Origin of the sequence: Algoriphagus lacus (genome assembly GCF_003583985.1) — a bacterium.
GTDB classification, from domain to species: Bacteria; Bacteroidota; Bacteroidia; order Cytophagales; family Cyclobacteriaceae; genus Algoriphagus; species Algoriphagus lacus.
The window spans coordinates 477,416-501,356 of sequence record NZ_QXML01000002.1 but is presented as its reverse complement, the minus strand read 5'-3'; the positions used below and the strand labels follow the sequence as shown (position 1 = coordinate 501,356).

Sequence of the window (23,941 nt, the reverse complement as noted above, 5' to 3'; positions counted from 1 at the left end):
TTATTTTTTTAAGCTGATGTATTTGAGAAACTCATTACGGCTTTGCTCGTCCGTTTCAAATTTCCCTGAATAGAAGGAAGTCACTGTAGAACTGTTAGTATCATTGACACCTCTGGAACTTACACACATGTGATAGGCATCCATGATAACGGCTACGTCTTCAGTGCCCAAAACCTCTTTTAGCTCATTTCCGATTTGCATAGTCAATCTCTCCTGAACCTGAGGACGCTTGGAAAAATACTGCACGATTCGGTTAATTTTTGATAACCCGATTACATTTCCATTGGAAATATATGCCACGTGGGCTTTTCCATAGATTGGCACAAAGTGATGCTCGCAATGTGAGTGGAAAGTAATGTCTTTTTCCACCAGCATTTCACTGTACTTGTACTTGTTTTCGAAAAGCTTGGCAGCCGGCTTATTTTTAGGATTCAGACCTGCAAAAACTTCCTTAACGTACATTTTTGCAACTCGGTGAGGAGTCCCCTTGAGGCTATCGTCGGTCAAGTCAAGACCCATGATGTGCATAATTTCACGAAAATGCTTTTCGATCAACTCCACTTTCAAATCATCATCCATTACAAATGCATCCTCTCTTAGCGGGGTCTGAAGGGAAGTACCGACATGCTCTTCGCCTATTTCTTCGAATGAAGCTCGGGCAATATCAATTCCCATCGTATTCAACATAGTTTCTTTCTGTTTCATAAAGCCGAACTGTTAATTCGAATTTCCGATCAATTTTTTCCCTCAAAATATTCCAAATAACCACTGCAATGTTTTCAGCAGATGGATTGAGATTTCTGAATTCATCGGTATCGAGGTTTAAATTTTTGTGGTCAAATTTGTTTAATACGTGCTCTTTGATAAGATCACTAAGCACCTTCATGTCATATACATATCCCGTTTCAGGATCAACCTCCCCTTTCAATTGGACAATCAATTCGTAATTGTGACCATGGAAATTAGGATTGTTACACTTTCCGAAAACCGCTTCATTCCTTTCATCCGACCAATTGGGATTGTTCAGGCGATGAGCAGCGTTGAAGTGTTCTTTGCGATATACTGATACTTTCATTGTAGACATTAACAGGAGATGTATTTTTTTTGTTTAATCAATTTAAATATTTATTAAACAAAATAAATCAATTCCCTGCTGATCAATCGATTAATTTAAATAAAGATTACAAAAGTAGCCATATTCCATACGTACCCAAAACCGCGCCTTTTGCATTCTAAATCCCAAACCTCAAATCATCTTAATTTGGTTCCAACTGGGATTTTTACAAAACCTGACAAAATTGACATTCAAGGAGTTGGCAATATTTTTGCCCACTCCGGCAAAAGCTTATCTTTGTCAGTCACCCGACCCTCCCAACTATGACTTTAACTCAAGGATTTCTTCTTCCTTTAATCTGGGCTTTGTCCCTATCAAGTTTAACCGGGAAAAGCGAAGCTGCTCCCACCGAGGTCGAATCTAAAGATGAATCCGAAATTCTTTTGGAATCCCTCACCGAAAAACACGAAAACACGCCTTCACTTTCTGCTTTGGACTTAGCCATGGAAGGCTACGAAAAACTGGAAAATGAACTCAAAAAACCTATTTTAACGGTAATTGATTTCACGCTTCCCTCTACAGAAAAACGACTTTGGATCATTGATGTAGAAAAAAAGGAAATCCTGCTCAACACGGTTGTTTCCCATGGAAGAAATTCCGGAATGCTGATGGCTGAGAAGTTTTCAAATCTCCCTGAATCCTTCCAAAGCAGTCTTGGATTTTATAAAACTGCAGAGACTTATTCAGGCAAACATGGCTATTCGCTACGGTTGGACGGATTGGAAAAAGGCATCAATGATCAGGCAAGAAACCGGGCTATAGTTATTCACGGTGCTGACTATGCAAGAGAAGAGGTTGCTAAAATGTCAGGTAGATTAGGAAGAAGTCTTGGATGTCCTGCCGTTCCGACAGAACTCTCACAAGAAGTAATTGACTTGATTAAAGACGGTTCTTTATTGTTTATCTACGGCCAAGACCAAAAATACCTGGCTGAATCCCCACTTTTGCAGCCTTGATCAATTTTTCAATTTCATGAGCAAGTCAGCATCTCTGCCATAAATATCCTGTCTGAAATGCGGCTTTCCTTTGGAGTCAGCCCAAAACGTAAGATAAACTAGAATAACAGGAATTTTTCGTGGCAGATTTACAATTTGCTCTTTTTCCTGATGCATGGCTTGATCGATTTTTTCCAAGGTCCAACTAGGGTCATCCTTTAGAAGAATCTGGGCAAACTTGACCGGGTTTTGAAGGCGGATACATCCATGACTGAGTGCACGATCTTCTTTCTCAAAAAGTGATTTTGAGGGGGTATCGTGGATATAAACGCTGTGGCTATTGGGAAACATAAACTTGACTAAACCAAGAGAATTGCTACCCCCGGGCTTTTGCCTGATCATATATGGAAAAGATCTGGAGGACCAGTTGATAGTCGAAGGATCAACCACTTTTCCAGAGCCTGTCACTACCTCCATGTTTTTCTGGTTGAGGTAATTTGGGTTCTTTCTGATGGCAGGAATGATTTCATTTTTAGCGATAGAAGTCGGGATATTCCAATAGGGGCTAAAAACGATGTAGCTCATCTGAGCTGAGAAAATGGGTGATTCATGGTAACGCTTTCCTACAATCACCTTGGAGGAAAAAACGGTATCCAGCTTATTGATATAATCCAGCTGATAGTTGGCAATATTCACCAAAATAAACTCAGCATCCCGTACGGTATCCGGTAACCAACGAAGACGCTCCAGGTTGATGGAAGCTTTGTCCATAAGAAAAGACGGAGAAGCGTTGAGTCCTGCAACCGTATTTTTTCCGATCGCTCCGTCAGGCTCCATCCCGTTTTCTTCCTGGAAACTCTTCACTGCAAAAAACAATGTGGAATCGTATAATCGTGCATCCCCTACCTCAGCAGATTTCAAATGCCCCCAAAACTGAAGCCTTTGACGAATCTGAGGAATGGCATTATTCACTTCTCCTACCTTAATTGACTTATCTATTTTGATTGGCTTCCAATCCAGGGAGTCCTTCTTTGCAAGCTCATCCAAGGCACGGATAACCTCCCTCCCTTTCCGGTAAATGGTGAAATCGGGATACAATTGCTCCAGATTTCTCCTGATCGCTTTTTCCTGGAGGCCTTTGTTGAGTAAGTTAATGTAATCAGCTTTTTGAGGCTTTCTGGAAATTCCCCACTTAGAGTCCAGTTGAGAAGGATCGACTTTTCCTCGCTCAAGATGAGCCGCCAGCTTAAAAAAAGCATCAGTCAACAAAAGGTCTAAATCGGCCAACTCCATGAAATCATTCGCTTTCCCTGCTTTTTTATTGGCTTCAAAGGTCTTGAAAAACGCATCAATCAACCCGATATGGTAGTCAGAAGGGTTTAACCCGTCGAATTTCGCCTGCTTGATTTCAAATCTGAGTTCATAGGCCTGTTCGGTGAGAATTCCATTTTCAGACCATGACTCGTCATAATTCCGTCCATCGTAAAAAACATAGATTTGCTCGGTATTTTGTAGTGGTATTTCCCGGACAGTAATTTTCTCACCGGGATTGTCCTGCTCAAGAATAGTCCGAAGTTGCTCAGAGGTGGAGTTGACAAAAAAGGGTTTGCCACTGGCAAATCCAAGCGAGGTAAAAACTATTAAAAATGTGAAAAAAGTAAACTTACCCATAACTGATTTTTTATTGAATCTGAAAATCCTGATACTTCCTTCCCAAAGTCCATGCCTCTTTGAGCATGCTGAGAAAATCCCCCATTCGGTGTAGCGGAATTAAATTGGGCCCATCACTCAATGCTTTTGCCGGCTCAGGGTGAGTTTCAATAAAGAACCCGTCAATCCCAGTCGCTGCCGCGGCTCTTGCCAATATCGGAGCAAATTCCCGCTGACCTCCACTACTCCCTCCCTGTCCACCTGGCTGCTGAACAGAATGTGTTATGTCAAATACAACAGGAGCAAACTGACGCATGATCGGAAGGCCCCTCATGTCGACCACAAGATTGTGGTAGCCAAGCGAAAAACCACGTTCGGTTAGGCAGACATTTTCATTTCCAGTTGACCGAACTTTCTTTACGGCATATTGCATGTCCTCAGGGGCCATAAACTGTCCTCTTTTGATCTTTACGGCCTTTCCGGTATTTCCCGCCGCCAGAAGTAAGTCTGTCTGTCGACATAAAAAGGCTGGGATTTGCAACACATCGACGACCTCGGCTACTTCAGCCGCCTGATAGCTTTCATGAATATCAGTCACTAATGGGACATTCAGCTCCTGCCCTACGCGCTGAAGTACTTCCAAAGATTTGTCCATTCCTATACTTCGGAAAGAACCTGAGGAAGTACGATTGGCTTTGTCAAAAGAGGCTTTAAAGACGTAAGAAAATCCGTTTTCATCTGCCCAAGCTTTGACTTTTGTCCCGATCTCGAGGCAAATATCAAAACTCTCGACTGCGCAAGGGCCTGAAAAAAGTACCGGCTTATCTGATCCCAGCACGATTCCTTCACGAATGTGCATAGGTTGGGTATTTCTGATCATGATTCCTTTTTGGATAAATTTTCAATTAATGGAACTAGCTGACCCTTGGCATGCAAAAGGATATCTGCTACATCCCGAAAAACGCCTTTTCCACCTGCAAATGGGGAAATGTAGTGGGCATGCACCTTGACATAAGGCAAAGCATCAGAGGGACATATTGCCAATCCTACCTTAGCCAAAATCGGCAAATCAATTAGATCATCCCCGATAAAAGCTACTTCTTCAAGGGAAACCTCGATGGTCTCAAGGACCTCTCCGAGTTTCTTTCCCTTGTCTTTGATGCCGTGGTAGTGAAAGTCAAACTTGAGTTCTTCGCAACGGTTTTCCACCACTTGGGAAGCCCTGCCGGTAATAGCGCCTACCAACATCTTTGTCTTACGGAGGTGCTGCACAATGTATCCGTCCTTGACATTGAACTTTTTATATTCTGTGCCCATGTCATCGTAAATGATGCCACCATCCGTCAAGACTCCGTCAATATCCGTAATGAGTACTTTGATGGATTTTGCCCTTTCGAAAACTTCCTGAGGTACGTGGGCGAGGTATTCGCTGACTATTTTTTCTGTTTCCATTGAATCGAGTAAAGATCAAGTCTGCGCTGCTCCAGGTTTCGTACGCTTCCTGCCTTGCGCTGCTTGGTAAGTAAATCCAAATCCACATCCGCTACGATGATGGTTTCCTCATTTTCAGAGGCTTGAGCCACCACTGCATCGTGAGGGAAGGAAAAATCTGACGGAGAAAAAATCGCCGCCTGTGAATATTGAATGTCCATGTTTTCCACTTTGGGAAGGTTACCGACAGACCCTGTTATGGCCACGTAGCATTCATTTTCAATTGCACGGGATTTGGCACAGGTATTTACACGGAGGAAGGCGTTTTTGGTATCGGTCCAAAACGGAACAAACAAAATATCCATTTCCTGCTCAGCAAGGATTCTACCCAATTCAGGGAATTCGACGTCATAACAAATCAAAATCCCGATTCTGCCGGCATCAGTATCGAAAACATTGATTCCATTTCCTCCTTGCAAACCCCAATAAGCTGCCTCATCAGGAGTGATATGCAGTTTGTATTGCTTGTCCTGGGTGCCATCCCTGCGGCAGAGGTAGCTGACGTTTCGGAGCTTTTTCCCGTCATATTCCGGCATTGATCCTCCAACGATGTTCACATTGTAAGAGACAGCCAGTTCACTCATCCGACCGACGATTTCATCGGTATAATCTGCCAAATTTCGGATTGCTTCAGAGGCATCCATATCATTGAATTCAGCAAGCAAAGGAGCATTGAAAAATTCAGGGAGTAGGCAAAAATCCGCCTTGTATCCCGAAACAGTGTCCACAAAAAACTCCACTTGCTGCATCAGGTCATCCACATTGGAAAAGCGGCGCATTTTCCACTGCACCAATCCCAAACGAACGATTGATTTCTTGTTTCCAATGAGTTTTTCATCCTTTTCGTAATAGATATTAATCCATTCGAGTAGGGTCGCGTAGGCACGGGAATCTGTATCTTCAGGCAAATACTTGGTAATCACCTTACGGACGTGAAATTCATTTGCCAACTGAAATGAAAGAACCGGATCAAAAATCTCCCTGTTTTTCACCAAGTCGATGTATTTACGGGGAGTCATTTCATCGGCATATTTGGAGTACCCTGGAATCCTCCCCCCGGCGATAATGGAACGAAGATTTAGGTTTTCGCAGAGTTCCTTTCTTGCATCATATAATCGGCGTCCCAAGCGCATGCCCCGATAATCAGAATGAACAAAGACATCCGTGCCATACAAGGTGTCACCGTCATCATCATGCGTATCAAACTTGCCATACCCGGTTATCTGATCGTAGGTATGGTTATCACCAAATTTGCCATAATCAACAATGATACTTAGCGCTGCCGCAATAACTTTCCCGTTGTCTTCAATACAAATTTGTCCTTCGGGGAAGACTTTGAGTTGATTTTTTAACTCAGCTTTTGTCCATGCGCCACCTTGATTCTTATAAATAGTCACCATGATCTCACGGATATCATCGTAATCTGACAACTTGATATTCCGGAGTTTGAGTCGGTGCTCTAATTCTTCTCTTTGCTTACTCATGGTTCAAAATTAACTAATGCCCATCAATAAATTTTAAAATCTCCTATCGGGCAGGTCTTAAGTCTGAATCTCTTCAAATTCAAAATAATTACGACCAGCTTGGTAATCATTTTAGTAGAAAATCCAGGTTCCTTATGGGGTGCTCTAAAGTTTGAAAACCAGTAGAAATGGGGGGCTCTATCCTTGTATAAATTTGAAATTCTGATAAATACCGTTAATTTTCATCGTTTAACCGCCCTTGCGGAAATACGTGGAGTACGGAAACATGAAAAGGTTATTCTCTATTTTTCTTTTTTTAGTGAGCTTTAGCGCTTATCCCCAAAGCTTTTATCGTTATCGATTTGAGGCACCTTGGTCTATCTCAGCAGGCATCGGACCAACCCAATATTTTGGAGAACTTTATTCCTTTTGGAAGTATGAAGAAGGGGTGCAGCCTGATTGGAATGCTAACTTTTCAGTAAACTATGTATTTGGCACACATTTAAAAGCAAGGCTGGAAGGGACTTATTATAAGATGTCCGGCTCGGATGTGCCTTCAGATCCACGGGCATACCGAACACCCAGAAACTTAACCTTTCAAGCAAAAAACTGGGAAGCTTCGGGTATCATCGAATACTATTGGCATCCTGTAAAACTGAACAACATCACCCGCCACCTTTGGAATCCTTACATATTTTTTGGAGTGGGAATGTCCACCAATAATCCTCAGACACTCCTTCGGGGAGAATGGGTTGACCTGAGACCTTTCCAACTGGAAAACAACCCTTATGAGAAAAACATCATCGTTTTTCCCATGGGATTGGGATTCAAATACAAGCTCAATGTCTACATGGACATGAAGTTTGAGGGAAATTATCGCTACACGTTAACGGACTACATGGACGATATTTCTGCCTATAATGTCAGGGAATTCTACCTGGATTTGGTGGATGATTACGTAACAGGAAAAAACCCGGATCGATTAAGACTTGCCATCCGGAACCCTAAATATGTTCTGGACAATGGAGAACCTGATGTAGCAGGTATCCTTAGAAACGGAGGGGCAATCCGACGGGGATCAGGATTGGATCACCGGTTTGACGGATACCTGACTTTTAGTTTAGGCCTGGAAATCTACCTATCAGAGGACATCTGGGACAACTGGATCTTCCGGGACAGAATCTACGAAAAGCGGTTTAGATTCTGGTAATCAGGCCTTCAAACTCAAAATCCCAAGCTCAGATTTGAAAATCAAGGTCTCAGTGGTACCTATCACGTAAGATGAGGCATGTCTTCGATCTGCTGAAACCAAACCTACAAGCTGAATTCCGGCCTTTGCACAAAATTCCATAATCCCCAGCTCGGCATCTTCATGATTGTATACATGACGATGGATCACAAATTGTTCGTGCCCTTTACCAAATTCAGCCATTTCAATATCTGACTGGGAAGAACTTGTAAAATGGGACGGGGTATTTACAAACAACAGGTGAATGGAGGTTTTAAATGCTTTAGCCAATGGAAGGATCTTTTCAAAAGCAATTTTTCCGGCGGGATTAAATACCGTCGCAAATGCGATCTTTCGGAATGCATTTCCGTCGAGGGCATGCTTCACAGCTAAAACAGGACAGTTGGCATTGCGAAGGACTTTCTGAAGGGTTGAACCAATAAATTTCCCATCAGTATATCCTTTTCCGTAGGCACCCAAAATAATAATATCTGCCTTGGATTTCTCAGCCACCCGAACGATTTGCTCATTGGGCACGCCTATTTTTACAACCTGCTCAATTTGAGATTTGGCCGGAGCCACGGATTTGATGTGTCCTGGAAGTACATCCACGGCTTCATTATACTCTCTTATCAGTTCTTGATGCTTTGACTTGGCCTCATCAGATAGTAAATCCCAATCAAGCTCAGATGGTATCACAGTGACACAAATGATCTTAGCATGATTCTTCGCACTTATCCGCTGGGCAGTCTGAAGAGCCGCAAGCGAGTAGGGTGAAAAGTCGAAAGGAACAACGATGGTTTTCATAAAATTGGGCTTTTGGATTGAGCTTCAAGTTCCCAATTCAATTGGAGAAACCACTTGTGAAAAATCAGGGAAAAACCTGATAAATGTTAGGATTTATGAATAGCATCAGAGTTCTTTTTCCATTTTGATGTCGCATCTGATATAGCCATTACACTCTGCCTTGACTTCATGAAATCCCAATTTTTTATAAAGATGTAAAGCCGCCTTGAGTTTGGTATTGGAATAAAGTGACATTTTGGTAAAACCCATTTTTCCCGCTTCCTCCAAAATAGCCTTTCCAAGAGCAAGCCCCACACCTTTTCCCTGAGCAGAAGGATCTACTCCCATTTTGATCATTTCACAAGTGGAATGATCTTTCGGAATCAATCCCACCGTCCCGATGATTTCATTTTCGATTTTAGCAAAAAGGATCCTCCCTCCTTTCGCCAAAATCGTCTCCTCTGGATGCTCCAATTGGTCAATGTCGAAGGGTTCAAGGGAAAAATAACGAGTCACCCAAGCCTTGTTAATGGACTCGAAAAAGGGCTGAAGCTTAGGTGAAAAAGGGATAATCTCGAGGGTATGCATAGGAACGTCACGAAATGCCTACCAAAAATAAAGAGAATCGATTAGCTTTAGAAACGACAAATTTCATCCCCCTTTATGAAAAAGACTTTACTCGCACTCGGACTTTTGCTTTTCACGGCCGCATTTCATTTAGCAAACGCCCAAACTCCCGAAGAAAAAATCAAACAACTCGGCTTGAAAATCCCGGAAGTAAGCCAACCAATCGCCAATTACGTCAAATGGAGACAAGTCGGAAACCTGCTCTACCTCTCAGGAACCGGGCCTAAAGTTTATGGAAAAGTAGGGGCCGATCTGACAAAAGAGCAAGGGTATGCCGCCGCAAGGGAAACGGGATTGGAAATCATCGCAGTACTTCAGGCAGCAACTGGAGATCTAAGCCGGATCAAGCAGTTTGTAAAAGTCCTGGGAATGGTAAATGCTACTCCTGATTTTACTGCACAGCCTGCCGTAATTAATGGATTCTCAGACTTGATGGTTGAGGTGTTTGGGGAAAAAGGAAAACACGCCCGTTCCGCAGTCGGTATGGGGTCTCTTCCCAACAACATGGCCGTGGAGATCGAAGTGATCGTAGAGCTGGAGGAAAAGTAAGCAGTTAACAGTGGGCAGTCACCCAGTAAACTACCTACTGATCACTGATTACTGCCAACTGATTACTAAAATAAGCTTCCTTGAAAAGCATGGCCTTCCAACTCCAGGAGGGCCTTTTTCTTGTTCAAACCACCGGCGTATCCTGTCAGGTCTCCATCACTCCCCAATACCCTATGGCAGGGAAGGATGATCAAAATCGGATTGGCACCAATTGCCGCACCCGCCGCCCGGATGGCAGAAGGGTTACCGAGTTTCTGAGAAATTTTCATGTAAGTGGTTGTCTGACCAAAAGGAATTTTGGCCACCTCCATCCAGACTTTTCGTTGAAAATCAGTCCCTCCGAGCCCGATGGGCATATCGAAAACTTTGCGTTTCCCGGAAAAGTACTCTTCCAGCTGCTCCTGGGTAGCCAGCAGTACCTGATCCAGAATCTTTCCGTCAGTCGCTTCTTCGGTAAACTGCAATTCAGAAAGACAGCCTTCTTTGGAGTTGATCCGGATATTTCCAATCGGGGAATAGATTACAGGCATGGGAAGAGGGATTGAATTATTGGAAATTGGCTATTGAGCTATTGGTGAATTTTCATGGAACAAAAACCTTGGTCTTTGGCAATTAATCAACTCATTGCCAGCCGGTACCTCCACACCTCCCGAAGCTGCTCAATTTCTATTTCAAACGGGACATAGATCGGATTGGCTGAGCAGAGCAACAATTTTTGCTCTTCTTTGATCTTATTGTAGGCGATTTTGAAGGTCACTCCGTCTTGCTCAGTGACGATCACATAGCGTTCACCGTCCTTGATAGCAGTCCAGTCATCCACGTATTCGCAGACAATCCAAGCCCCATCGGGAATCGGCAGCATGGAATCTCCATCCACCTGAAATACGCGATGTTTTTTGTCCATTGGCAGAAAAGGCAAAGCAAATCTGGGCAATTCTGCAATGTATTCCGGATCCGAAAAGCCCGCGAGGTAGCTGGCTTTTGCCCGCTGGGAGACTACCTCGATCAGTTCCCTACCCTGTTCATCTACCGTGGTGGCCAGAATGCGAAGCTTTCGTCCCCTGAGAAATTGGTCCGTTTCCAGTAGTTCCCGAAGCTTATATTCCGAATAGGAAGACAAGTCCTCCTTCACCAGAATATCGAGTGACACCTTGAAAAAGTCTGAGATCCGAACCATAGCATCAAGCGGCGGAGTAATGGTCAACTCATAGCCGGCCAACTTAGACCGGGAAATCGTCAATGCCTCCGCCAAAGCCTCTTGGGTCAGACCTTTCTTTTTTCGAAGGAATTTGAGGTTTGAGTTTAGATACATATAACATTAAGACAGCTTCAGTCAATCCTTTAGAATTCTACAAACCAAATCTACTCTTTTTGATTAAATTATAAACAGTAAAATGTTTAAATAATTAACAAAAAGCTATGGAAGGGAAAAGGAGTATTGCGCACATGGATCTGGATTCATTTTTTGTGTCAGTTGAGCGGCTTTTTGACAGCAGACTAAATGGCAAACCCATCCTGATCGGAGGATCTGGAGACCGCGGAGTCGTGGCTTCCTGCAGCTATGAAGCGAGAAAATTCGGAGTGCACTCAGCCATGCCCATGCGGACGGCAAGGCAACTTTGCCCCGAGGCATTGATCATCCGCGGGGATTTTGAAAAGTACAGCCAAAAATCCCACGAAGTCACGGAAATCATCCGGGAGAATGTCCCGCTTTTTGAAAAGTCTTCCATCGACGAGTTTTACATTGACATGACCGGGATGGATCGGTTTTTCGGTTGCTTCAAGCTGGCTCATGAGATCCGGCAAAAGATCATCAAAGAAACCGGTCTGCCTATTTCTCTGGGACTTTCCGAAAACAAAACCGTGTCAAAAGTCGCCACCGGAGAAGCCAAACCCAACAATGAAAAGCAGGTGCCTTTTGGAGAAGAAAAACCCTTTCTCGCTCCGCTGTCTGTGCGTAAAATCCCCATGATCGGAGAGAAAACCTCTCAAACACTTTACAGTATGGGGGTCAAAAAAGTCCATACGCTACAGCAGATGCCTGCTCAACTTCTCGAAGCGACTTTCGGAAAAAATGGCACAATGATCTGGGAAAAAGCCAACGGAATCGACCGATCACCGGTAACTCCCTACTCCGAAGCAAAGTCCGTCTCTTCGGAAAATACCTTCGAACAGGACACCATCGATGTAAAACTACTCGAAGCCACACTCGTCGCCATGACCGAGCAGCTCAGCAGCAAGCTCCGCCAAAATCGCCAATTGACCTCCTGCGTGAGTGTGAAGATCCGCTATTCGGACTTCGATACGCATACCGTGCAGCAGCGTATCCCCTACACTTCGGCAGACCACACACTCTTGCCCGTGGTGAAAGAGCTCTTCCGAAAACTCTACAGCCGTCGCCTGCTCATTCGTCTGATTGGGGTACGTTTCAGTGCACTCGTGTACGGCAACTACCAGATCAAGCTCTTCGAAGACACTCAGGAGCAGATCAATCTCTATCAAGCACTCGACCGACTAAACGTGAAATACGGTGACAAAACCGTCTGCCGAGCCGTAGCCATGGGAGTGGGAAGACGGAGATTTAATCCGTTCAACGGGATGGCGATCTAGTTAATGAGTGGTTGAAAAAGGGAAATTCAAAATGGATGAAAAGGTAAAATCTTCGATTTTAACGGAAAATAACCCTGCATTTTATTGATTAAGATCGAGAAAAAAGCAGATTTTAGCCTGAAATGAACCCTTACCTCTTCACCTCTCACCGACTCGGTTTTCGAACCTGGCAGCCCTTTGATTTGGATGACTTCACCGCCATCAATGCCGACCAAGAAGTGATGCGTTTCTTCCAAAAGCCTCTTTCCCGCGAGGAAACCCAAGCCATGATGGACCGGATGCAGCGGATGTTTGAAGAAAGGGGATTTTGCTATTTCGCAGTGAATCTGCTGGAGACCAAAGAACTGATCGGCACGATCGGACTCGGTTGGAAAACCTTTGAAGCAGACTTTACACCATGCGTGGACATCGGCTGGAGAATCAGCAAAAAATGGTGGAATAAGGGCCTGACCACTGAAGGAGCGATAGCCTGTCTGGAATTTGCAAAGCAAAAAGGAATCCGGGAAGTACTCTCGATGGCCTCCATTGGAAACACAGCATCGATCCAAGTGATGAAAAAGATCGGCATGAGTCATTGGAAAGACTTTGATCACTCCGAACTACAAAACTTCCCTGACATTCAGCGCTGCAGCCTATACCGCATCAGTCTTTAAAATAAGTTAGAGTCTAAGACTCCTGACTTGAAGTCTATTGTCTCTGATCATTTTGGAGACTATAAAAAAAGCCATCCCCTATCGGAGATGGCCCGAGTCCCAACTTCTACCCAGCAATTAGTTGGAACCTGCTAAAAATAATCCGGCAATTCCCAGTACCTGTTCTCTGCTCAATGGCTCATCCCAGCCCTCGGAGACAGCCGCAGCATCGATTCCTGTCAGGCTGGACACATTTACACCACCGTGAGTTAAGTTTTCCTCACCTGCATAGATGGCCATCGTCGCTGCAGGTAGCGAGCCGATTGACCCGTTTGTGATCCATCCTTTGATGGCATCCTGACCTTTTTTGGTACGGAGTCTTCTCACCTGCGAGGCATGCCGTGCCTCCACCGAATGAATGGACAAAGCCGCCGTCAACACCACATCGCTTTCTTTCACATTGGCGGCCTGTCCTTTATAAGCCCTTACCCCTGTATCTTCAAATGCTTGGGCAAGTGCCAAAAACGTAGGATAACTCGTGAAGGGAGAGAAATTTCCACCGGCTGTAAAGTCAAACTTAGGCTCAGCAACAGGAGTACCCATCAGCACATTGCCGATGACTTCCTGCAGAAACCGCACGTGAGCCAATTCGTGGTCACGGATTTTCTGGAAAATCACCCGATCAGCCGCTTCGATTACACCTGAATCCAAGGCCAACTGGTAATACCGGTACTCCAAATGCTCAAGAGTCAGAGCATAATTCAGCACCCCAATCAGGCTGGCAGTATCTGCCTTTGCCACATGGGGAATGGAATTCAATACCGCCAATGGGACGGCTGCCAAGGCCATCTTTTTCCCAAAATCTCCAAATTGGCGAAATGCCTCTCTCCTGGAGAAAAAACGGTCCTTGTCTTCGGCACTTTTCGTGTCCGGGCAAATCGTATCTAATAATTTGATCAAGTTCATGTGTTCTGTGAATTAAGGTGAATGATTAGCTTGGCAACTGACTGAAATCGATCTCAGTCTTGACAAATGCACTGGCTGCAGTCAGCACTTGGGTAAAATTGAGGGTTCGCTCCAACCCGTTGGCATCGATGATGTCATCTCCGGCAAAATCCGCCGAACCTGGATTGATCAGGTCTCGGATTGCTGCCGCATGCCGAGCCTCAACGGATACAATCTTACCAGCGATCAACAGAAAATCCGAACTCTCCAAAAACTGTCCAGCACCGTTGTAAGCGGCCACGCCCAAGTCTTCGAAAGTCTTTGCCGCCATCAGAACAGAGGTTCTGCTACTGAAATCAATACTGGAAAAATCAACTTCCAAAGACCCAATGGCACTAGCCCCTAGAGCAGCCTTGAAAAATTCCCTGTGAGCACGCTCGTGCTTTTCCAAGTCACCCATGATGATTTTTTCTTCGGCAGAAGCATTGGCGAAATAACTTCCTTTGATCACTTCCGCATAGAAAGCAGCTTCCAACTGCTCTAAAGCATAGGCATAATTGAGAATCCCGACATCTCCCGAACCCAAACTTACCATGCCTGGCATTGTGGGCATCATTTCATCGTCATCGTTGCAGCCTACGAATAACAAGCCTGCACCGGCTATAGTCAAAGTCCCCATTTTGAGAAACTGACGTCTGTTGGCATTTTTTACCAAGCCCTGAGGCTTGATCAATTCCTTTTTCATTTTGGTTTGTTTTGAGGTTAAGAATTGGTTTTTGTTTTCCATGGAAAAAAGTCAAATCTGAGATCAACTTAAGAGCCGATCGATTTGGAGGGAATTACGAAGTGGATGATCAAGCTGGATTGATCAGATTAAAAAATATTCTCCAAAAGGGTTGAATTATGATTTTTTACTAAAATAAATTCTCCAAAAAATCATTCCATTACCCTAATTTCACTAAGTCAATAAATTGATATTCAATCAATTTGCTCTCGGTACCCTCGAGGTTTTTTTTGATTTCTTTTGATTCAATTCTTTTAAAAACAAAAACCCAAAAACCATGAAGAACATGTCTTCAAATTTCATTTGGGCAGCTTTGCTGATCCTTTCAGCAAGCCTGACCCAAACCGGCTGTATCTCTGATAACAGCAATCCCGCCCTCCCTTTGGATCCCTCAGCGGATCTTGAAAAAGTCTTGGCCGAATCAGCTGACTTTCCTCTGGAAAACTTGCGAATGGATCCTACAACGCTGAAAATGCTGGCGGACTTACGAAGCGCCACTGCTAAATACCACCGGATGGAAGTGGCAGAAGATGATGGATATTCACAGGCCACTCCCTGTATATCTCATCCCAATTTGGGCAGCATGGGCTATCACTTCGTTAATTTTGATCTTGTAGATGGTATATTCGATCCTACCCAACCCGAAGCATTGCTCTATGAAATGGATCAGGAAGGAAACATGAAACTGGTAGCAGTTGAATTCATTGTCGTAACTGAAGCTTGGGAAGAGGAGGAAATCCCCCATTTCGGCAGTCAGATATTCGACATAGCCTTGGCTCCTACTCCTTTGCCTTTCGATAATTACCAGCTCCATGTTTGGGTTTGGAAAAACAATCCTTCGGGGATTTTTACCAAGTTTAATCCCAAAGTGAAATGCGGAGAAAACGGTAGCCATTAATACAGAAAAGCCCTTTAGATATTTCTTAAGGGCTTTTTCATTTTATCCACTGGTAGATTTTTTACCAATTCAATTAATTTTTTTGGCTTATTTTCAGCTTTCTGAACTCCAAAACATTTCTTATGCAACGAATCCTCTTTTCTTTCATTTTTTGCTTTTTCCTAGCCACTGATCTTACTGCTCAAAATTCAATTTCCACCCGCGAAATGGATCGGATCAACTGGATGGAGTTTGCGGAGTTTGTCCCTGAAAAAATTAATACCGTGCTTTTGCCAACAGGCACCTTGGAGCCTCATGGAGTCATTAACAACGGAGCGGACAATACTGCACCCTTTGCGATGGCAAAAGCCATGGCGGATGAGCTGAATGCTTTGATTGCTCCTACCCTGAATTACGGAATCACTGGTTCGATGGCGGCTTACCCGGGAGCTTTTCAAATCACCGAAGAAGCCTATGCTCCGTTTATACGGGATATCTTGAAAGGACTTTCCAAAAACGGGTTTAAAAACATCATCATCCTCAATGGGCATGGAGGTGGACAAACGGCCGTCTTGCAAAAAGTTGCCGCAGATGTCGCCAATGAACAGGGAGTCCGGACCCTGGTGATCAACTGGTGGTCCTTCGCGTCAGACGTGACTTTGGAAGTATTTAAGGAAGACGGAGGTCATGCCGGGCTAAACGAGACGGCTTACATTCAGGCCATCGATCCAACTTTGGTTCACAAAGAGCGCTATAACTCAGACCAAGCCACTGCATATCCTAAACCAGGCACATGGTCAGCAGTACCTTTCCCCTCCTCCATCGGACTCTATCAGGAAGGCCAAGGATATCCCAATTTCAACCAGGCTCAGGCTGATGAGTATTTCAAAAAAGTCAATGCGAAAGTCGCCGATCTGATCAAAGAAACGATCCGGAAGTGGGATTTGGCTGGTTTATAAACTTCGAAATTCGATATTCAGCGTTCGATATTTTTAAATTTTGAACATCGAACATCGAATGATGAATTTCGAAGTGAAATAAAAAGAAACACATCACCTCATGCCCTACTTCTCCGATCAAACTTTCCAAAACTTCAGTGCTGCTGATTTCCAAATCGGAGAATACGAAGGCTGCACCTTTGTCGGATGTAATTTTTCCAACTTGAACTTTCATGGTTGTAGTTTTGAAAACTGCAGCTTCAAAAATTGTGACTTGAGCAATTCCAAAGTTTCTCAGGTAAGTTTTCGGCAGGTAAAGTTTGAGACTTGCAAACTGTTGGGGGTTCATTTCAATGCTGCCAATCCATTTCTTCTGGAATTCGATTTCCAAAACTGTCAGTTGGATTATTGTAACTTTTTCAATCTGCAACTCAAAAAATCAATCTTCAAAAACAGCCGCCTCCGGGAAGTGGACTTTTCACAAGCTGAACTAGGTGGTGCAGATTTTCAAGGATCGGATTTGACCGGGGCAGTTTTCGACCGAACTAATCTGGAAAAAGCGGATTTCCGGGAAGCTATTAATTTCAGGATAGACCCTGAGAGGAATCGGATCAAAGGGGCAAGATTTGACCTGGATGGATTACCGGGCCTTTTGAGTAATTACGGAATTAAAATAGGCTGAAAAAGAAAGCCGGATCGATTTGATCCGGCTTTTTGCTATTACCTTTTCATGTAACTATCCCTGACAGCCTTAAACTCAGATGTCGGTTTCCAATTCGGCCATTTATCGGAATTGGCCAAACTTCTTCCAACATTATAGAGGACCTGTACATCATCTACTGCACCATCCAGATTCCATCGGGCAGGATCATACTCTTCATTGGGCTTATGGTAATAGTTGGCCGTATAGTCTTCCTGAAGCTGTTTCCCATATTCTTTCCCTTTTTCGAAATGGTCGATTCCAGTCCCAAAATACAAGGCCGGAATCCCGATTTTGGCAAAATTGAAATGGTCTGAACGGAAGTAATAACCGGCTATCGGATTTGGCTCTGGAGCACTGTATCGTCCCAATTTTTCCAATTCCACATTGAGCAAGTCTTCCATCTCAGACTGACCTACCCCGATGATCGACACATCCTTCATTTTCCCATAAGGGTTGATGCCGTCCATATTGATATTGGCTACAGTTTTTTCCTTGGGATAAATCGGGTTTTGGGCATAATAAGCCGAGCCCCAAAGCCCCTGTTCCTCAGCGGTCACTGCAAGAAAAACCACAGTTCTTTCAGGAGCCCCATCAGTTTTAAAGGCTTTTGCCAAAGCCAAAAGTGCGGCAGTTCCTGAGGCATTATCCAAGGCTCCGTTGTAGATGCTGTCTCCGGTTTCGTCCGGTTTTCCTATGCCAAAATGATCCCAGTGTGCTGAATAAATAATGTATTCCTCAGGCTTGGATTGACCGGTGATTTTTGCCACTACATTTTGGGAAATATTGTATTCTGCCTCCACTTGAATAGAAGCAGTCAGATTCACACCCAAAGGCATCCCCTGGAATCCTGGTTTTCTTGCCTTCGCCAAAAGCTCCCCATTGTTCATTCCTGCGAGATCAAACAATTTCTTGGCTGAAGGGAGGGTAATCCAGCCTTCAAATCCCATTTTGTAATTTTCCTTTCCCCGATCATCCAGGTAAAGGATTGGGGCGTTGTGTTTTCCTTGGATTACGTTGAATCCATATCCAGCTGGTATGGTATTGTGAACAATTAAGCAACCCAAAGCTCCTTGTCTGGCCGCCTCCTCGTATTTGTAAGTCCAACGGCCGTAGTACGTCATCGTATTTCCCTTGAAAAAAGTAGAATCTTCTGTGCCAAATCCAGGATCATTGACTAGGACAACCACGATTTTTCCCTTGACATCCAGTCCCTCGTAATCATTCCATCCATACTCCGGAGCAACTATTCCAAAGCCAGCGAAGACCACTTCGGCATCTTTCACATCGACCAAAGAATCAGTTTTTTGAGTCCAAATGACAAAGTCATTAAATCCTTTCAAGGAAACAGAAGAATTGGAAGTTTTTAACTCCATGGTTTCCGAAGGTTTGCTCACGATAGAAACCATTGGGACATCCTGAAAGTACGAATCACCATTTCCCGGCTCCAAACCCATTGTTTTGAATTCGGATTCTAAAAAAGATGTGGTGATTTTTTCTCCTTCAGTGAAAGGTAACCTTCCCATGAATTCATCTGAAGCTAGTTTGACCAGATTGGGTTCGAGATCGGAAACTTTGAATTGATAATTGGCTTGCTCTGCTGACTGGCATCCCAAAAGACAGGAAATACCAATTGAGACAACGATAAGTGTTTTTTTCATACGATTAAGGTGGGGATAAAAGTGGAAGGGATTGACCTCTTCCGACCCGAAGTTAAAACTTTTAGCTGTTGATTACCTGAAGGATAAAATCAATTTCAGAACTGCCCATTGCTTGGAGCCAAAATTGACTTACCTTTGTGACCTAGCGGCACGACCAGCTCCTGCTGAATCCCCCAGGTCCGGAAGGAAGCAAGGGTAGGCGGTTGTAGCGGTGCGATGCCGCTTCTTTTTTGCCCTAAATTTTCCAATTCCTCCACTTTTTGGAATTCCTAATCCTGATTTATCTTCTAACTTTGTTCGTTAGCCTAACGAAAATTAATCTCAAGCTTAAGCGTCTAGTTTAAGTGTTAACCAAAAACCTATTCTCATGAAATTCTTTATCGATACCGCCAATCTTGACGAAATCCGCGAAGCCTATGACCTCGGAGTATTGGACGGTGTGACTACCAATCCTTCCCTGATGGCCAAAGAAGGAATCAGCGGCGAAGCCAATGTAAGAGCACACTACAAAGCCATCTGCAATATCGTGGATGACAAAGTTAGCGCAGAAGTGATTGCTACTGACTTTGAAGGAATGATCCGCGAAGGCAAAGAACTGGCAAAAATAGATGACAAAATCGTGGTGAAAATCCCGATGATCAAAGATGGCATCAAAGCCATCAAATATTTTCACAGCGAAGGCATCCGAACTAACTGCACATTGGTGTTTTCTGCTGGTCAAGCAATACTAGCCGCCAAAGCAGGTGCATCTTACCTCTCCCCTTTCATTGGCCGATTGGATGACATCTCTTATGATGGACTGGAATTGATCGGACAGATTGTACATATCTATCAGAACTACGGTTTTGAAACCGAAATTTTGGCGGCTTCTGTGCGCCATACCATGCACCTGATCAAGTGTGCAGAGCTTGGAGCTGATGTAGTCACTTGTCCACTAAAAGTAATCACAGGATTGCTAAAGCATCCCCTGACGGATTCAGGTCTGGCACAGTTTCTGGCAGATCACGCGAAAGCAGCTGGAAAATAAATCCAACAAAGAGGCTGTTTCTTTCCGGACACAGCCTCTTTTTCAATCCCACCGTATGTATATCATCAAAGTAAAAGGAAAAGCCAAAATCCCTGATTACATCCAGATCCGGGATGAGAATTTCGTTTTGGTTGCTTATTTCCGTGCCGACAGACCCCTCAAGAATATCGAGAAATTTGGTCTGGAAGGAAAGGAAGACCAACTCGAAGAAGTAATCAAAAACCTTCCTTTTGGAAAACTTCAAAAACTAGAACTCTAAACCATGGATTTCAGTACCAAACCTGTGTTGCAAATGACACAGGCAACCATTTTTCAGGGAGAATCACCTGTCTTGTCAGATGTAAATTTTGCTGTGGAACAGCATGAATTCGTCTTTCTGATCGGAAGAACGGGAAGCGGTAAAAGCTCCCTTCTGAAAACCCTTTACGCAGATTTGCCTCTGAGATCAGGTCTTGCAGAAATTGTAGGCTATTCCCTTTCCAAAATTAAAACCAGTGAAGTCCCCTATCTCCGAAGGAAAATCGGGATTATTTTTCAGGACTTTCAGCTATTCAGTGACCGGACGATTCAGGAGAATCTTTCCTTCGTATTAAAAGCAACCGGTTGGACCGATCCAGTCAAAATAAAAGAGCGGATCAGCGAAGTTCTCATCCAAGTAGGATTAGTCGATTCCCTTCAAAAAATGCCTCATCAACTCTCCGGTGGGGAACAACAACGTGTGGTAATTGCCAGAGCTTTGCTCAATGAACCCTGCATTCTTTTGGCAGATGAACCGACCGGAAACCTCGATCCTGATGTAGCGGACGGGATTTTTAAACTATTCCAGGAGATAAATAAAAAAGGCACTGCCATTCTCATGGCAACCCACAACCATGAGTTACTTCGTAAGTTCCCTTATCGTGTTTTAAAATGTGAAAAAGGAAAACTTCTGGACAGTCAACTTCACGATGTTTCCTTTGGATCTTCCTTTTGAGATCAAAATTTCATTAATTGAAAACATGATGACGACTTAGTCGTTTTTCAATAAGTAACTAATCAATCCTATGAAAAAGAGGTATTTAATCAGGATTTTTCTCTTTGGCCTGTTGGCTTGGGGAGGATTTGCGTGCAAGGAAGAAGAGGAAATTGAGCCGGTAATCGAAAAACCGAATCCTAATATTGCCATCAACAAGTGGATCAATGAAGTAATGAAGGAGGTTTACCTCTGGTTGGGAGAAATGCGAACTCCGATCGCAGACACCTCTGATCCCGAAGATTATTTTGAGTCGTTGCTTAATCGACCAACCGATCGGTTCTCGGTAATCTACCCGGATTATCAGGAATTGATCAATTCCCTTAATGGAATCACTCTCGAGGCAGGGTATGAATTTACCCTATACCGGGAGAGCCAAAGCAACAACAATGTTGTCGCTGAAATATCTTATGTCAAGAAAAACAGCCCTGCGGCCAGTACTCCATTAAAAAGAGGTGACTACATCACCCGAATCAATGGGACTCAAATGACTTTGGAAAATTACCGCAGTGTAATTGCCCAAATAGACAAGCCTCATACGCTGACTACACTTCGCTTCAATGAAGGAAGTGGAAGCTTTGAGCCGCAGCCTGAAATTTCTCTAACTGCAGTGCAACTTGCTGAAAATCCAAACTTTATGGATTCTGTTTATACCATTAATGGAGAAAAAATCGGCTATGTGGTCTATCATTTCTTTGCACCAGGACCTGGGAACAACAGCACTGCATACGACCAGGAAATGGATGCAATTTTTGCCGATTTCAAGGCTAAAGGAATCCAAAACCTAATTGTTGACTTTCGATACAATGGTGGTGGGTTTGTTTCCTCAGCGGTAAATTTGGCTAGCTTAATCGCTCCGGGAGTGAAAGCAACAGATATTTTTTCCAAAACCAAGTACAACAGTTTTCTGATGCAGTTTGACAACCTCAAGAATGTACAGACCCCATTTAAAGCCAAAGCTGAAAACTTGGGAAAAATTCTTAAAGGAAACAGAGTTTACATCCTTACTTCTTCCCGAACAGCATCTGCCTCTGAGCTGATCATAAACGGCCTTAAACCCTACATGGATGTGTTTTTGATTGGAGATAAGACAACAGGGAAAAATGTGGGTTCCGTGCCTTTTGAGGATGAAGAAAACGCTGACAATAAATATGGGATTTTACCGATTGTCTCCCGAAGCTTCAACAGTCTGGATCAGTCAGATTACACCAATGGTTTTGGGGCTAACATTGAGGCCAAAGAATCCTCCGAAAGGCTAAGACCGCTTGGTGATGTCAATGAATTATTGCTAAGAAAAGCAATCGAACAAATCACGGGTGTACCTTCTGGAGCAAGATTCCAGCAGCTTGACCGTGTAGATATCGCCAGTACTTTGGACCTAAAAAACAGAAACGGTGTAATGATTGAAAATCTAAACGACCGATAAATACAAAAAACTCAAGTACAGAAAAGCCCCCAAAAAGTAAGTTACTTTTTGGGGGCTTTTCTTTTGTCAATCTTTATAAGGGATCGTATTGGAATTGTTTTTTTCAGGAACCGCTCTTACCCGGAGTTCAATGAATTGATTCAAATCATTGTCCTGCTTGACCAACTCAAACGAATCATAAAGCTCCCCAATGGCAGTGAAGGCTTCGAAAATAAGTCGATCCCCTTCCACTGTAATCACTTGAAAAAGTTGGGTATTCTCAGCAATTCGGTCCCGCTGACCGCCTTTGTCCGTCCAATCATCTCCTATTTCATACATTTTTCCCCCACTGACAGAGACCACATAAACAGTTCCGGTAAGATCTCTCATATTTACCCCATCCATAATATTTTCCCCAGGAGCCACTCTTCCTCTGGCATAAGCATGATCATGACCCTGAAGTGCCAAGTCAACCTTATACTTATCAAAAATCGGCTTCCACAGCGCTCTCAATTCTTCATTGTCCCGGCCATTTGATGCCGAGAAAAGGGGGTGGTGATAGCTTACAATCGTCCATTTTTTCGGATTAGAAGCAAGCACATCCTCTAGCCATTTAGCCTGCAGTTGATGGTCACGGTTGGAGTCTAAAAAGATAATCCTGACATCCTGATAATCCATAAAGTAGACGGTTTCCTCCAATCCCTTTGGACCATTTTCAGGAAGGGTAAATTGGGGTTTCCATTGGACTGACAGACTTCTTATTCTTTGATTAGTTTCATCCTGGTTTTTTGCACGGTATTCATGGTTACCAGGTACTGGCATGGAAGGAATCATACTATGAATAAACCCTCCTGCAGTAAACCATTCGTGCCATTCCTGCTCACGATGAGCCCGATTGATCAAATCTCCAGCATGCACAAAAAAACGGGCATCAGGTGCCTTGCGGAATCCCTCCCGGATTAAACGAGACCATAATTCCAGAATATAGTTTTGGGCATCTCCGACATAGAGAAAAGAAAACTTCTCATCGGGATTTTCTGAAGCCGTCCTAAACTGAAACCACTCGCTCCAGCGCTCTCCGTCTCCAACCCGATAAGCATAAGTGGTATCAGGCAATAAATCCCTGAATTCTACAGAATGATAATTGGCGATAACTTCTGCATCCAGCACATCACTGGCATCCAATTCTTCAGTTTTAGCCAGCAAGGTGACTCCGTTTTTCCAAAATCTTGGTGCTGCCGTTGCAATCGCAATTTCAGCATAAGCAATATCGATGTCAATATTGGTACGCCAAGTGACATTGACCTCTGATGAGGGATTCTGTCCAAAGTTCAGCACAATCCGATCAGGATATTCGGAAGGCTTGGACCACTCCAAATGAAACTTAGGTTCCTTATAGACCCGGGATTCCTGTGCAAAAAGGAATGAACTGCTAAACATCAGCACACCAAAAAAAAGGAAAACGTTGCTTTTCATAGTTTAGGGGGTTAATTAATCCAATACTTCT

The 23,941-nt window shown here is 43.7% G+C and carries 26 protein-coding genes and 1 other RNA gene; 13 read left to right on the top strand and 14 right to left on the bottom strand.

The features are described 5' to 3' along the window. Entirely contained in the window at window positions 1–705 is a 705-nt protein-coding gene (gene folE, locus D0X99_RS06340; protein ID WP_119476789.1) for a GTP cyclohydrolase I FolE, read from the bottom strand. Continuing rightward, window positions 665–1,075: a 6-pyruvoyl trahydropterin synthase family protein gene (locus D0X99_RS06335; protein WP_119476980.1), complete on the bottom strand. Its 411-nt coding sequence runs from the start codon at window positions 1,073–1,075 to the stop codon at window positions 665–667. Before D0X99_RS06335 ends, folE begins: the two co-directional genes overlap by 41 nt. Before the next feature lie 302 nt (window positions 1,076–1,377). Here D0X99_RS06335 and D0X99_RS06330 point away from each other — a divergent pair, with 302 nt between their 5' ends. Then, the gene (locus tag D0X99_RS06330; RefSeq protein WP_119476788.1) at window positions 1,378–2,070 is read left to right on the top strand and encodes a murein L,D-transpeptidase catalytic domain family protein; all 693 of its coding nucleotides are present in this window, start codon (window positions 1,378–1,380) and stop codon (window positions 2,068–2,070) included. Here the strand turns inward: D0X99_RS06330 and D0X99_RS06325 are convergent, their stop codons facing one another. The 4 genes from D0X99_RS06325 to D0X99_RS06310 are packed head-to-tail and all read right to left on the bottom strand — an operon-like array spanning window position 2,071 to window position 6,674. Next, a complete protein-coding gene (locus tag D0X99_RS06325) occupies window positions 2,071–3,720 on the bottom strand; it encodes a L,D-transpeptidase family protein (RefSeq protein WP_119476787.1) in 1,650 nt (549 codons plus the stop codon). Window positions 3,721–3,730: 10 nt separating this feature from the next. Next, complete coding sequence (gene kdsA / locus D0X99_RS06320; protein ID WP_119476786.1) at window positions 3,731–4,579, bottom strand: 3-deoxy-8-phosphooctulonate synthase; 849 nt, start codon at window positions 4,577–4,579, stop codon at window positions 3,731–3,733. Further along, a complete protein-coding gene (locus D0X99_RS06315; protein ID WP_119476785.1) occupies window positions 4,576–5,151 on the bottom strand; it encodes a KdsC family phosphatase in 576 nt (191 codons plus the stop codon). Before D0X99_RS06315 ends, kdsA begins: the two co-directional genes overlap by 4 nt. Continuing rightward, the gene (locus D0X99_RS06310) at window positions 5,133–6,674 is read right to left on the bottom strand and encodes a bifunctional GNAT family N-acetyltransferase/carbon-nitrogen hydrolase family protein (protein ID WP_119476784.1); all 1,542 of its coding nucleotides are present in this window, start codon (window positions 6,672–6,674) and stop codon (window positions 5,133–5,135) included. The genes D0X99_RS06315 and D0X99_RS06310 overlap by 19 nt, the downstream gene beginning before the upstream one ends. A 265-nt stretch (window positions 6,675–6,939) precedes the next feature. Here D0X99_RS06310 and D0X99_RS06305 point away from each other — a divergent pair, with 265 nt between their 5' ends. Further along, window positions 6,940–7,863, top strand: coding sequence for a DUF6089 family protein (locus D0X99_RS06305; RefSeq protein ID WP_119476979.1), 924 nt, complete (start codon window positions 6,940–6,942; stop codon window positions 7,861–7,863). Here the strand turns inward: D0X99_RS06305 and D0X99_RS06300 are convergent, their stop codons facing one another. Both D0X99_RS06300 and D0X99_RS06295 read right to left on the bottom strand, forming a co-directional pair. Continuing rightward, complete coding sequence (locus D0X99_RS06300; RefSeq protein WP_119476783.1) at window positions 7,864–8,688, bottom strand: universal stress protein; 825 nt, start codon at window positions 8,686–8,688, stop codon at window positions 7,864–7,866. Between the two features lie 105 nt (window positions 8,689–8,793). Continuing rightward, window positions 8,794–9,255: a GNAT family N-acetyltransferase gene (locus D0X99_RS06295; RefSeq protein WP_119476782.1), complete on the bottom strand. Its 462-nt coding sequence runs from the start codon at window positions 9,253–9,255 to the stop codon at window positions 8,794–8,796. A 75-nt stretch (window positions 9,256–9,330) separates the two neighbouring features. Here D0X99_RS06295 and D0X99_RS06290 point away from each other — a divergent pair, with 75 nt between their 5' ends. Further along, complete coding sequence (locus D0X99_RS06290; RefSeq protein WP_119476781.1) at window positions 9,331–9,843, top strand: RidA family protein; 513 nt, start codon at window positions 9,331–9,333, stop codon at window positions 9,841–9,843. 65 nt (window positions 9,844–9,908) lie between these two features. Here D0X99_RS06290 and D0X99_RS06285 read toward each other — a convergent pair whose 3' ends face one another. Then, on the bottom strand, window positions 9,909–10,373 hold the full coding sequence (locus tag D0X99_RS06285) for a methylated-DNA--[protein]-cysteine S-methyltransferase (RefSeq protein WP_119476780.1): 465 nt from the start codon (window positions 10,371–10,373) through the stop codon (window positions 9,909–9,911). A gap of 86 nt (window positions 10,374–10,459) precedes the next feature. Next, window positions 10,460–11,155, bottom strand: a complete 696-nt coding sequence (locus tag D0X99_RS06280; protein ID WP_119476779.1) for an XRE family transcriptional regulator — start codon at window positions 11,153–11,155, stop codon at window positions 10,460–10,462. Window positions 11,156–11,262: 107 nt separating this feature from the next. Here D0X99_RS06280 and dinB point away from each other — a divergent pair, with 107 nt between their 5' ends. Both dinB and D0X99_RS06270 read left to right on the top strand, forming a co-directional pair. Next, window positions 11,263–12,453 carry a DNA polymerase IV gene (gene dinB / locus D0X99_RS06275; protein WP_119476778.1) on the top strand — a complete coding sequence of 397 codons (1,191 nt, stop codon included), beginning with the start codon at window positions 11,263–11,265 and terminating at the stop codon, window positions 12,451–12,453. A 122-nt stretch (window positions 12,454–12,575) separates the two neighbouring features. Then, window positions 12,576–13,106 carry a GNAT family N-acetyltransferase gene (locus tag D0X99_RS06270; protein WP_119476777.1) on the top strand — a complete coding sequence of 177 codons (531 nt, stop codon included), beginning with the start codon at window positions 12,576–12,578 and terminating at the stop codon, window positions 13,104–13,106. A 117-nt stretch (window positions 13,107–13,223) separates the two neighbouring features. Here D0X99_RS06270 and D0X99_RS06265 read toward each other — a convergent pair whose 3' ends face one another. Both D0X99_RS06265 and D0X99_RS06260 read right to left on the bottom strand, forming a co-directional pair. After that, the gene (locus D0X99_RS06265; RefSeq protein ID WP_119476776.1) at window positions 13,224–14,051 is read right to left on the bottom strand and encodes a ferritin-like domain-containing protein; all 828 of its coding nucleotides are present in this window, start codon (window positions 14,049–14,051) and stop codon (window positions 13,224–13,226) included. A 25-nt stretch (window positions 14,052–14,076) separates the two neighbouring features. After that, on the bottom strand, window positions 14,077–14,775 hold the full coding sequence (locus tag D0X99_RS06260) for a ferritin-like domain-containing protein (protein ID WP_119476978.1): 699 nt from the start codon (window positions 14,773–14,775) through the stop codon (window positions 14,077–14,079). Between the two features lie 325 nt (window positions 14,776–15,100). Here D0X99_RS06260 and D0X99_RS06255 point away from each other — a divergent pair, with 325 nt between their 5' ends. The 3 genes from D0X99_RS06255 (at window position 15,101) to D0X99_RS06245 (ending at window position 17,311) form a co-directional block, all read left to right on the top strand. Next, window positions 15,101–15,712: a hypothetical protein gene (locus tag D0X99_RS06255; RefSeq protein WP_119476775.1), complete on the top strand. Its 612-nt coding sequence runs from the start codon at window positions 15,101–15,103 to the stop codon at window positions 15,710–15,712. A gap of 122 nt (window positions 15,713–15,834) precedes the next feature. Then, on the top strand, window positions 15,835–16,650 hold the full coding sequence (locus D0X99_RS06250; RefSeq protein WP_119476774.1) for a creatininase family protein: 816 nt from the start codon (window positions 15,835–15,837) through the stop codon (window positions 16,648–16,650). Between the two features lie 100 nt (window positions 16,651–16,750). Beyond that, window positions 16,751–17,311, top strand: coding sequence for a pentapeptide repeat-containing protein (locus D0X99_RS06245; RefSeq protein WP_119476773.1), 561 nt, complete (start codon window positions 16,751–16,753; stop codon window positions 17,309–17,311). 38 nt (window positions 17,312–17,349) lie between these two features. On the opposite strand, the gene D0X99_RS06240 is transcribed toward D0X99_RS06245, so the two are convergent. After that, entirely contained in the window at window positions 17,350–18,990 is a 1,641-nt protein-coding gene (locus tag D0X99_RS06240) for a M28 family metallopeptidase (protein WP_119476772.1), read from the bottom strand. Between the two features lie 142 nt (window positions 18,991–19,132). Between D0X99_RS06240 and ffs the strand changes: the two genes are divergently transcribed. From ffs to D0X99_RS06215, 5 genes are all read left to right on the top strand, one after another. Continuing rightward, window positions 19,133–19,219: signal recognition particle sRNA small type (ffs, locus tag D0X99_RS06235), an RNA gene on the top strand. Between the two features lie 138 nt (window positions 19,220–19,357). Further along, on the top strand, window positions 19,358–20,017 hold the full coding sequence (gene fsa / locus D0X99_RS06230; protein WP_119476771.1) for a fructose-6-phosphate aldolase: 660 nt from the start codon (window positions 19,358–19,360) through the stop codon (window positions 20,015–20,017). Between the two features lie 55 nt (window positions 20,018–20,072). Then, window positions 20,073–20,276: a fructose-6-phosphate aldolase gene (locus D0X99_RS06225; RefSeq protein ID WP_119476770.1), complete on the top strand. Its 204-nt coding sequence runs from the start codon at window positions 20,073–20,075 to the stop codon at window positions 20,274–20,276. 3 nt (window positions 20,277–20,279) lie between these two features. Continuing rightward, window positions 20,280–20,990 carry a cell division ATP-binding protein FtsE gene (locus D0X99_RS06220; protein WP_119476769.1) on the top strand — a complete coding sequence of 237 codons (711 nt, stop codon included), beginning with the start codon at window positions 20,280–20,282 and terminating at the stop codon, window positions 20,988–20,990. 70 nt (window positions 20,991–21,060) lie between these two features. Further along, window positions 21,061–22,455, top strand: coding sequence for a S41 family peptidase (locus D0X99_RS06215; protein WP_119476768.1), 1,395 nt, complete (start codon window positions 21,061–21,063; stop codon window positions 22,453–22,455). 66 nt (window positions 22,456–22,521) lie between these two features. On the opposite strand, the gene D0X99_RS06210 is transcribed toward D0X99_RS06215, so the two are convergent. After that, window positions 22,522–23,910, bottom strand: a complete 1,389-nt coding sequence (locus D0X99_RS06210) for a purple acid phosphatase family protein (RefSeq protein ID WP_233553666.1) — start codon at window positions 23,908–23,910, stop codon at window positions 22,522–22,524. Window positions 23,911–23,941: the final 31 nt, after the last annotated feature.

Bases quoted from the DNA above. Each gene is read 5' to 3' on its own strand.
- folE (WP_119476789.1), bottom strand. From the start codon at position 705: ATGAAACAGAAAGAAACTATGTTGAATACGATGGGAATTGATATTGCC.
- D0X99_RS06335 (WP_119476980.1), bottom strand. From the start codon at position 1,075: ATGAAAGTATCAGTATATCGCAAAGAACACTTCAACGCTGCTCATCGC.
- D0X99_RS06330 (WP_119476788.1), top strand. From the start codon at position 1,378: ATGACTTTAACTCAAGGATTTCTTCTTCCTTTAATCTGGGCTTTGTCC.
- D0X99_RS06325 (WP_119476787.1), bottom strand. From the start codon at position 3,720: ATGGGTAAGTTTACTTTTTTCACATTTTTAATAGTTTTTACCTCGCTT.
- kdsA (WP_119476786.1), bottom strand. From the start codon at position 4,579: ATGATCAGAAATACCCAACCTATGCACATTCGTGAAGGAATCGTGCTG.
- D0X99_RS06315 (WP_119476785.1), bottom strand. From the start codon at position 5,151: ATGGAAACAGAAAAAATAGTCAGCGAATACCTCGCCCACGTACCTCAG.
- D0X99_RS06310 (WP_119476784.1), bottom strand. From the start codon at position 6,674: ATGAGTAAGCAAAGAGAAGAATTAGAGCACCGACTCAAACTCCGGAAT.
- D0X99_RS06305 (WP_119476979.1), top strand. From the start codon at position 6,940: ATGAAAAGGTTATTCTCTATTTTTCTTTTTTTAGTGAGCTTTAGCGCT.
- D0X99_RS06300 (WP_119476783.1), bottom strand. From the start codon at position 8,688: ATGAAAACCATCGTTGTTCCTTTCGACTTTTCACCCTACTCGCTTGCG.
- D0X99_RS06295 (WP_119476782.1), bottom strand. From the start codon at position 9,255: ATGCATACCCTCGAGATTATCCCTTTTTCACCTAAGCTTCAGCCCTTT.
- D0X99_RS06290 (WP_119476781.1), top strand. From the start codon at position 9,331: ATGAAAAAGACTTTACTCGCACTCGGACTTTTGCTTTTCACGGCCGCA.
- D0X99_RS06285 (WP_119476780.1), bottom strand. From the start codon at position 10,373: ATGCCTGTAATCTATTCCCCGATTGGAAATATCCGGATCAACTCCAAA.
- D0X99_RS06280 (WP_119476779.1), bottom strand. From the start codon at position 11,155: ATGTATCTAAACTCAAACCTCAAATTCCTTCGAAAAAAGAAAGGTCTG.
- dinB (WP_119476778.1), top strand. From the start codon at position 11,263: ATGGAAGGGAAAAGGAGTATTGCGCACATGGATCTGGATTCATTTTTT.
- D0X99_RS06270 (WP_119476777.1), top strand. From the start codon at position 12,576: ATGAACCCTTACCTCTTCACCTCTCACCGACTCGGTTTTCGAACCTGG.
- D0X99_RS06265 (WP_119476776.1), bottom strand. From the start codon at position 14,051: ATGAACTTGATCAAATTATTAGATACGATTTGCCCGGACACGAAAAGT.
- D0X99_RS06260 (WP_119476978.1), bottom strand. From the start codon at position 14,775: ATGAAAAAGGAATTGATCAAGCCTCAGGGCTTGGTAAAAAATGCCAAC.
- D0X99_RS06255 (WP_119476775.1), top strand. From the start codon at position 15,101: ATGTCTTCAAATTTCATTTGGGCAGCTTTGCTGATCCTTTCAGCAAGC.
- D0X99_RS06250 (WP_119476774.1), top strand. From the start codon at position 15,835: ATGCAACGAATCCTCTTTTCTTTCATTTTTTGCTTTTTCCTAGCCACT.
- D0X99_RS06245 (WP_119476773.1), top strand. From the start codon at position 16,751: ATGCCCTACTTCTCCGATCAAACTTTCCAAAACTTCAGTGCTGCTGAT.
- D0X99_RS06240 (WP_119476772.1), bottom strand. From the start codon at position 18,990: ATGAAAAAAACACTTATCGTTGTCTCAATTGGTATTTCCTGTCTTTTG.
- fsa (WP_119476771.1), top strand. From the start codon at position 19,358: ATGAAATTCTTTATCGATACCGCCAATCTTGACGAAATCCGCGAAGCC.
- D0X99_RS06225 (WP_119476770.1), top strand. From the start codon at position 20,073: ATGTATATCATCAAAGTAAAAGGAAAAGCCAAAATCCCTGATTACATC.
- D0X99_RS06220 (WP_119476769.1), top strand. From the start codon at position 20,280: ATGGATTTCAGTACCAAACCTGTGTTGCAAATGACACAGGCAACCATT.
- D0X99_RS06215 (WP_119476768.1), top strand. From the start codon at position 21,061: ATGAAAAAGAGGTATTTAATCAGGATTTTTCTCTTTGGCCTGTTGGCT.
- D0X99_RS06210 (WP_233553666.1), bottom strand. From the start codon at position 23,910: ATGAAAAGCAACGTTTTCCTTTTTTTTGGTGTGCTGATGTTTAGCAGT.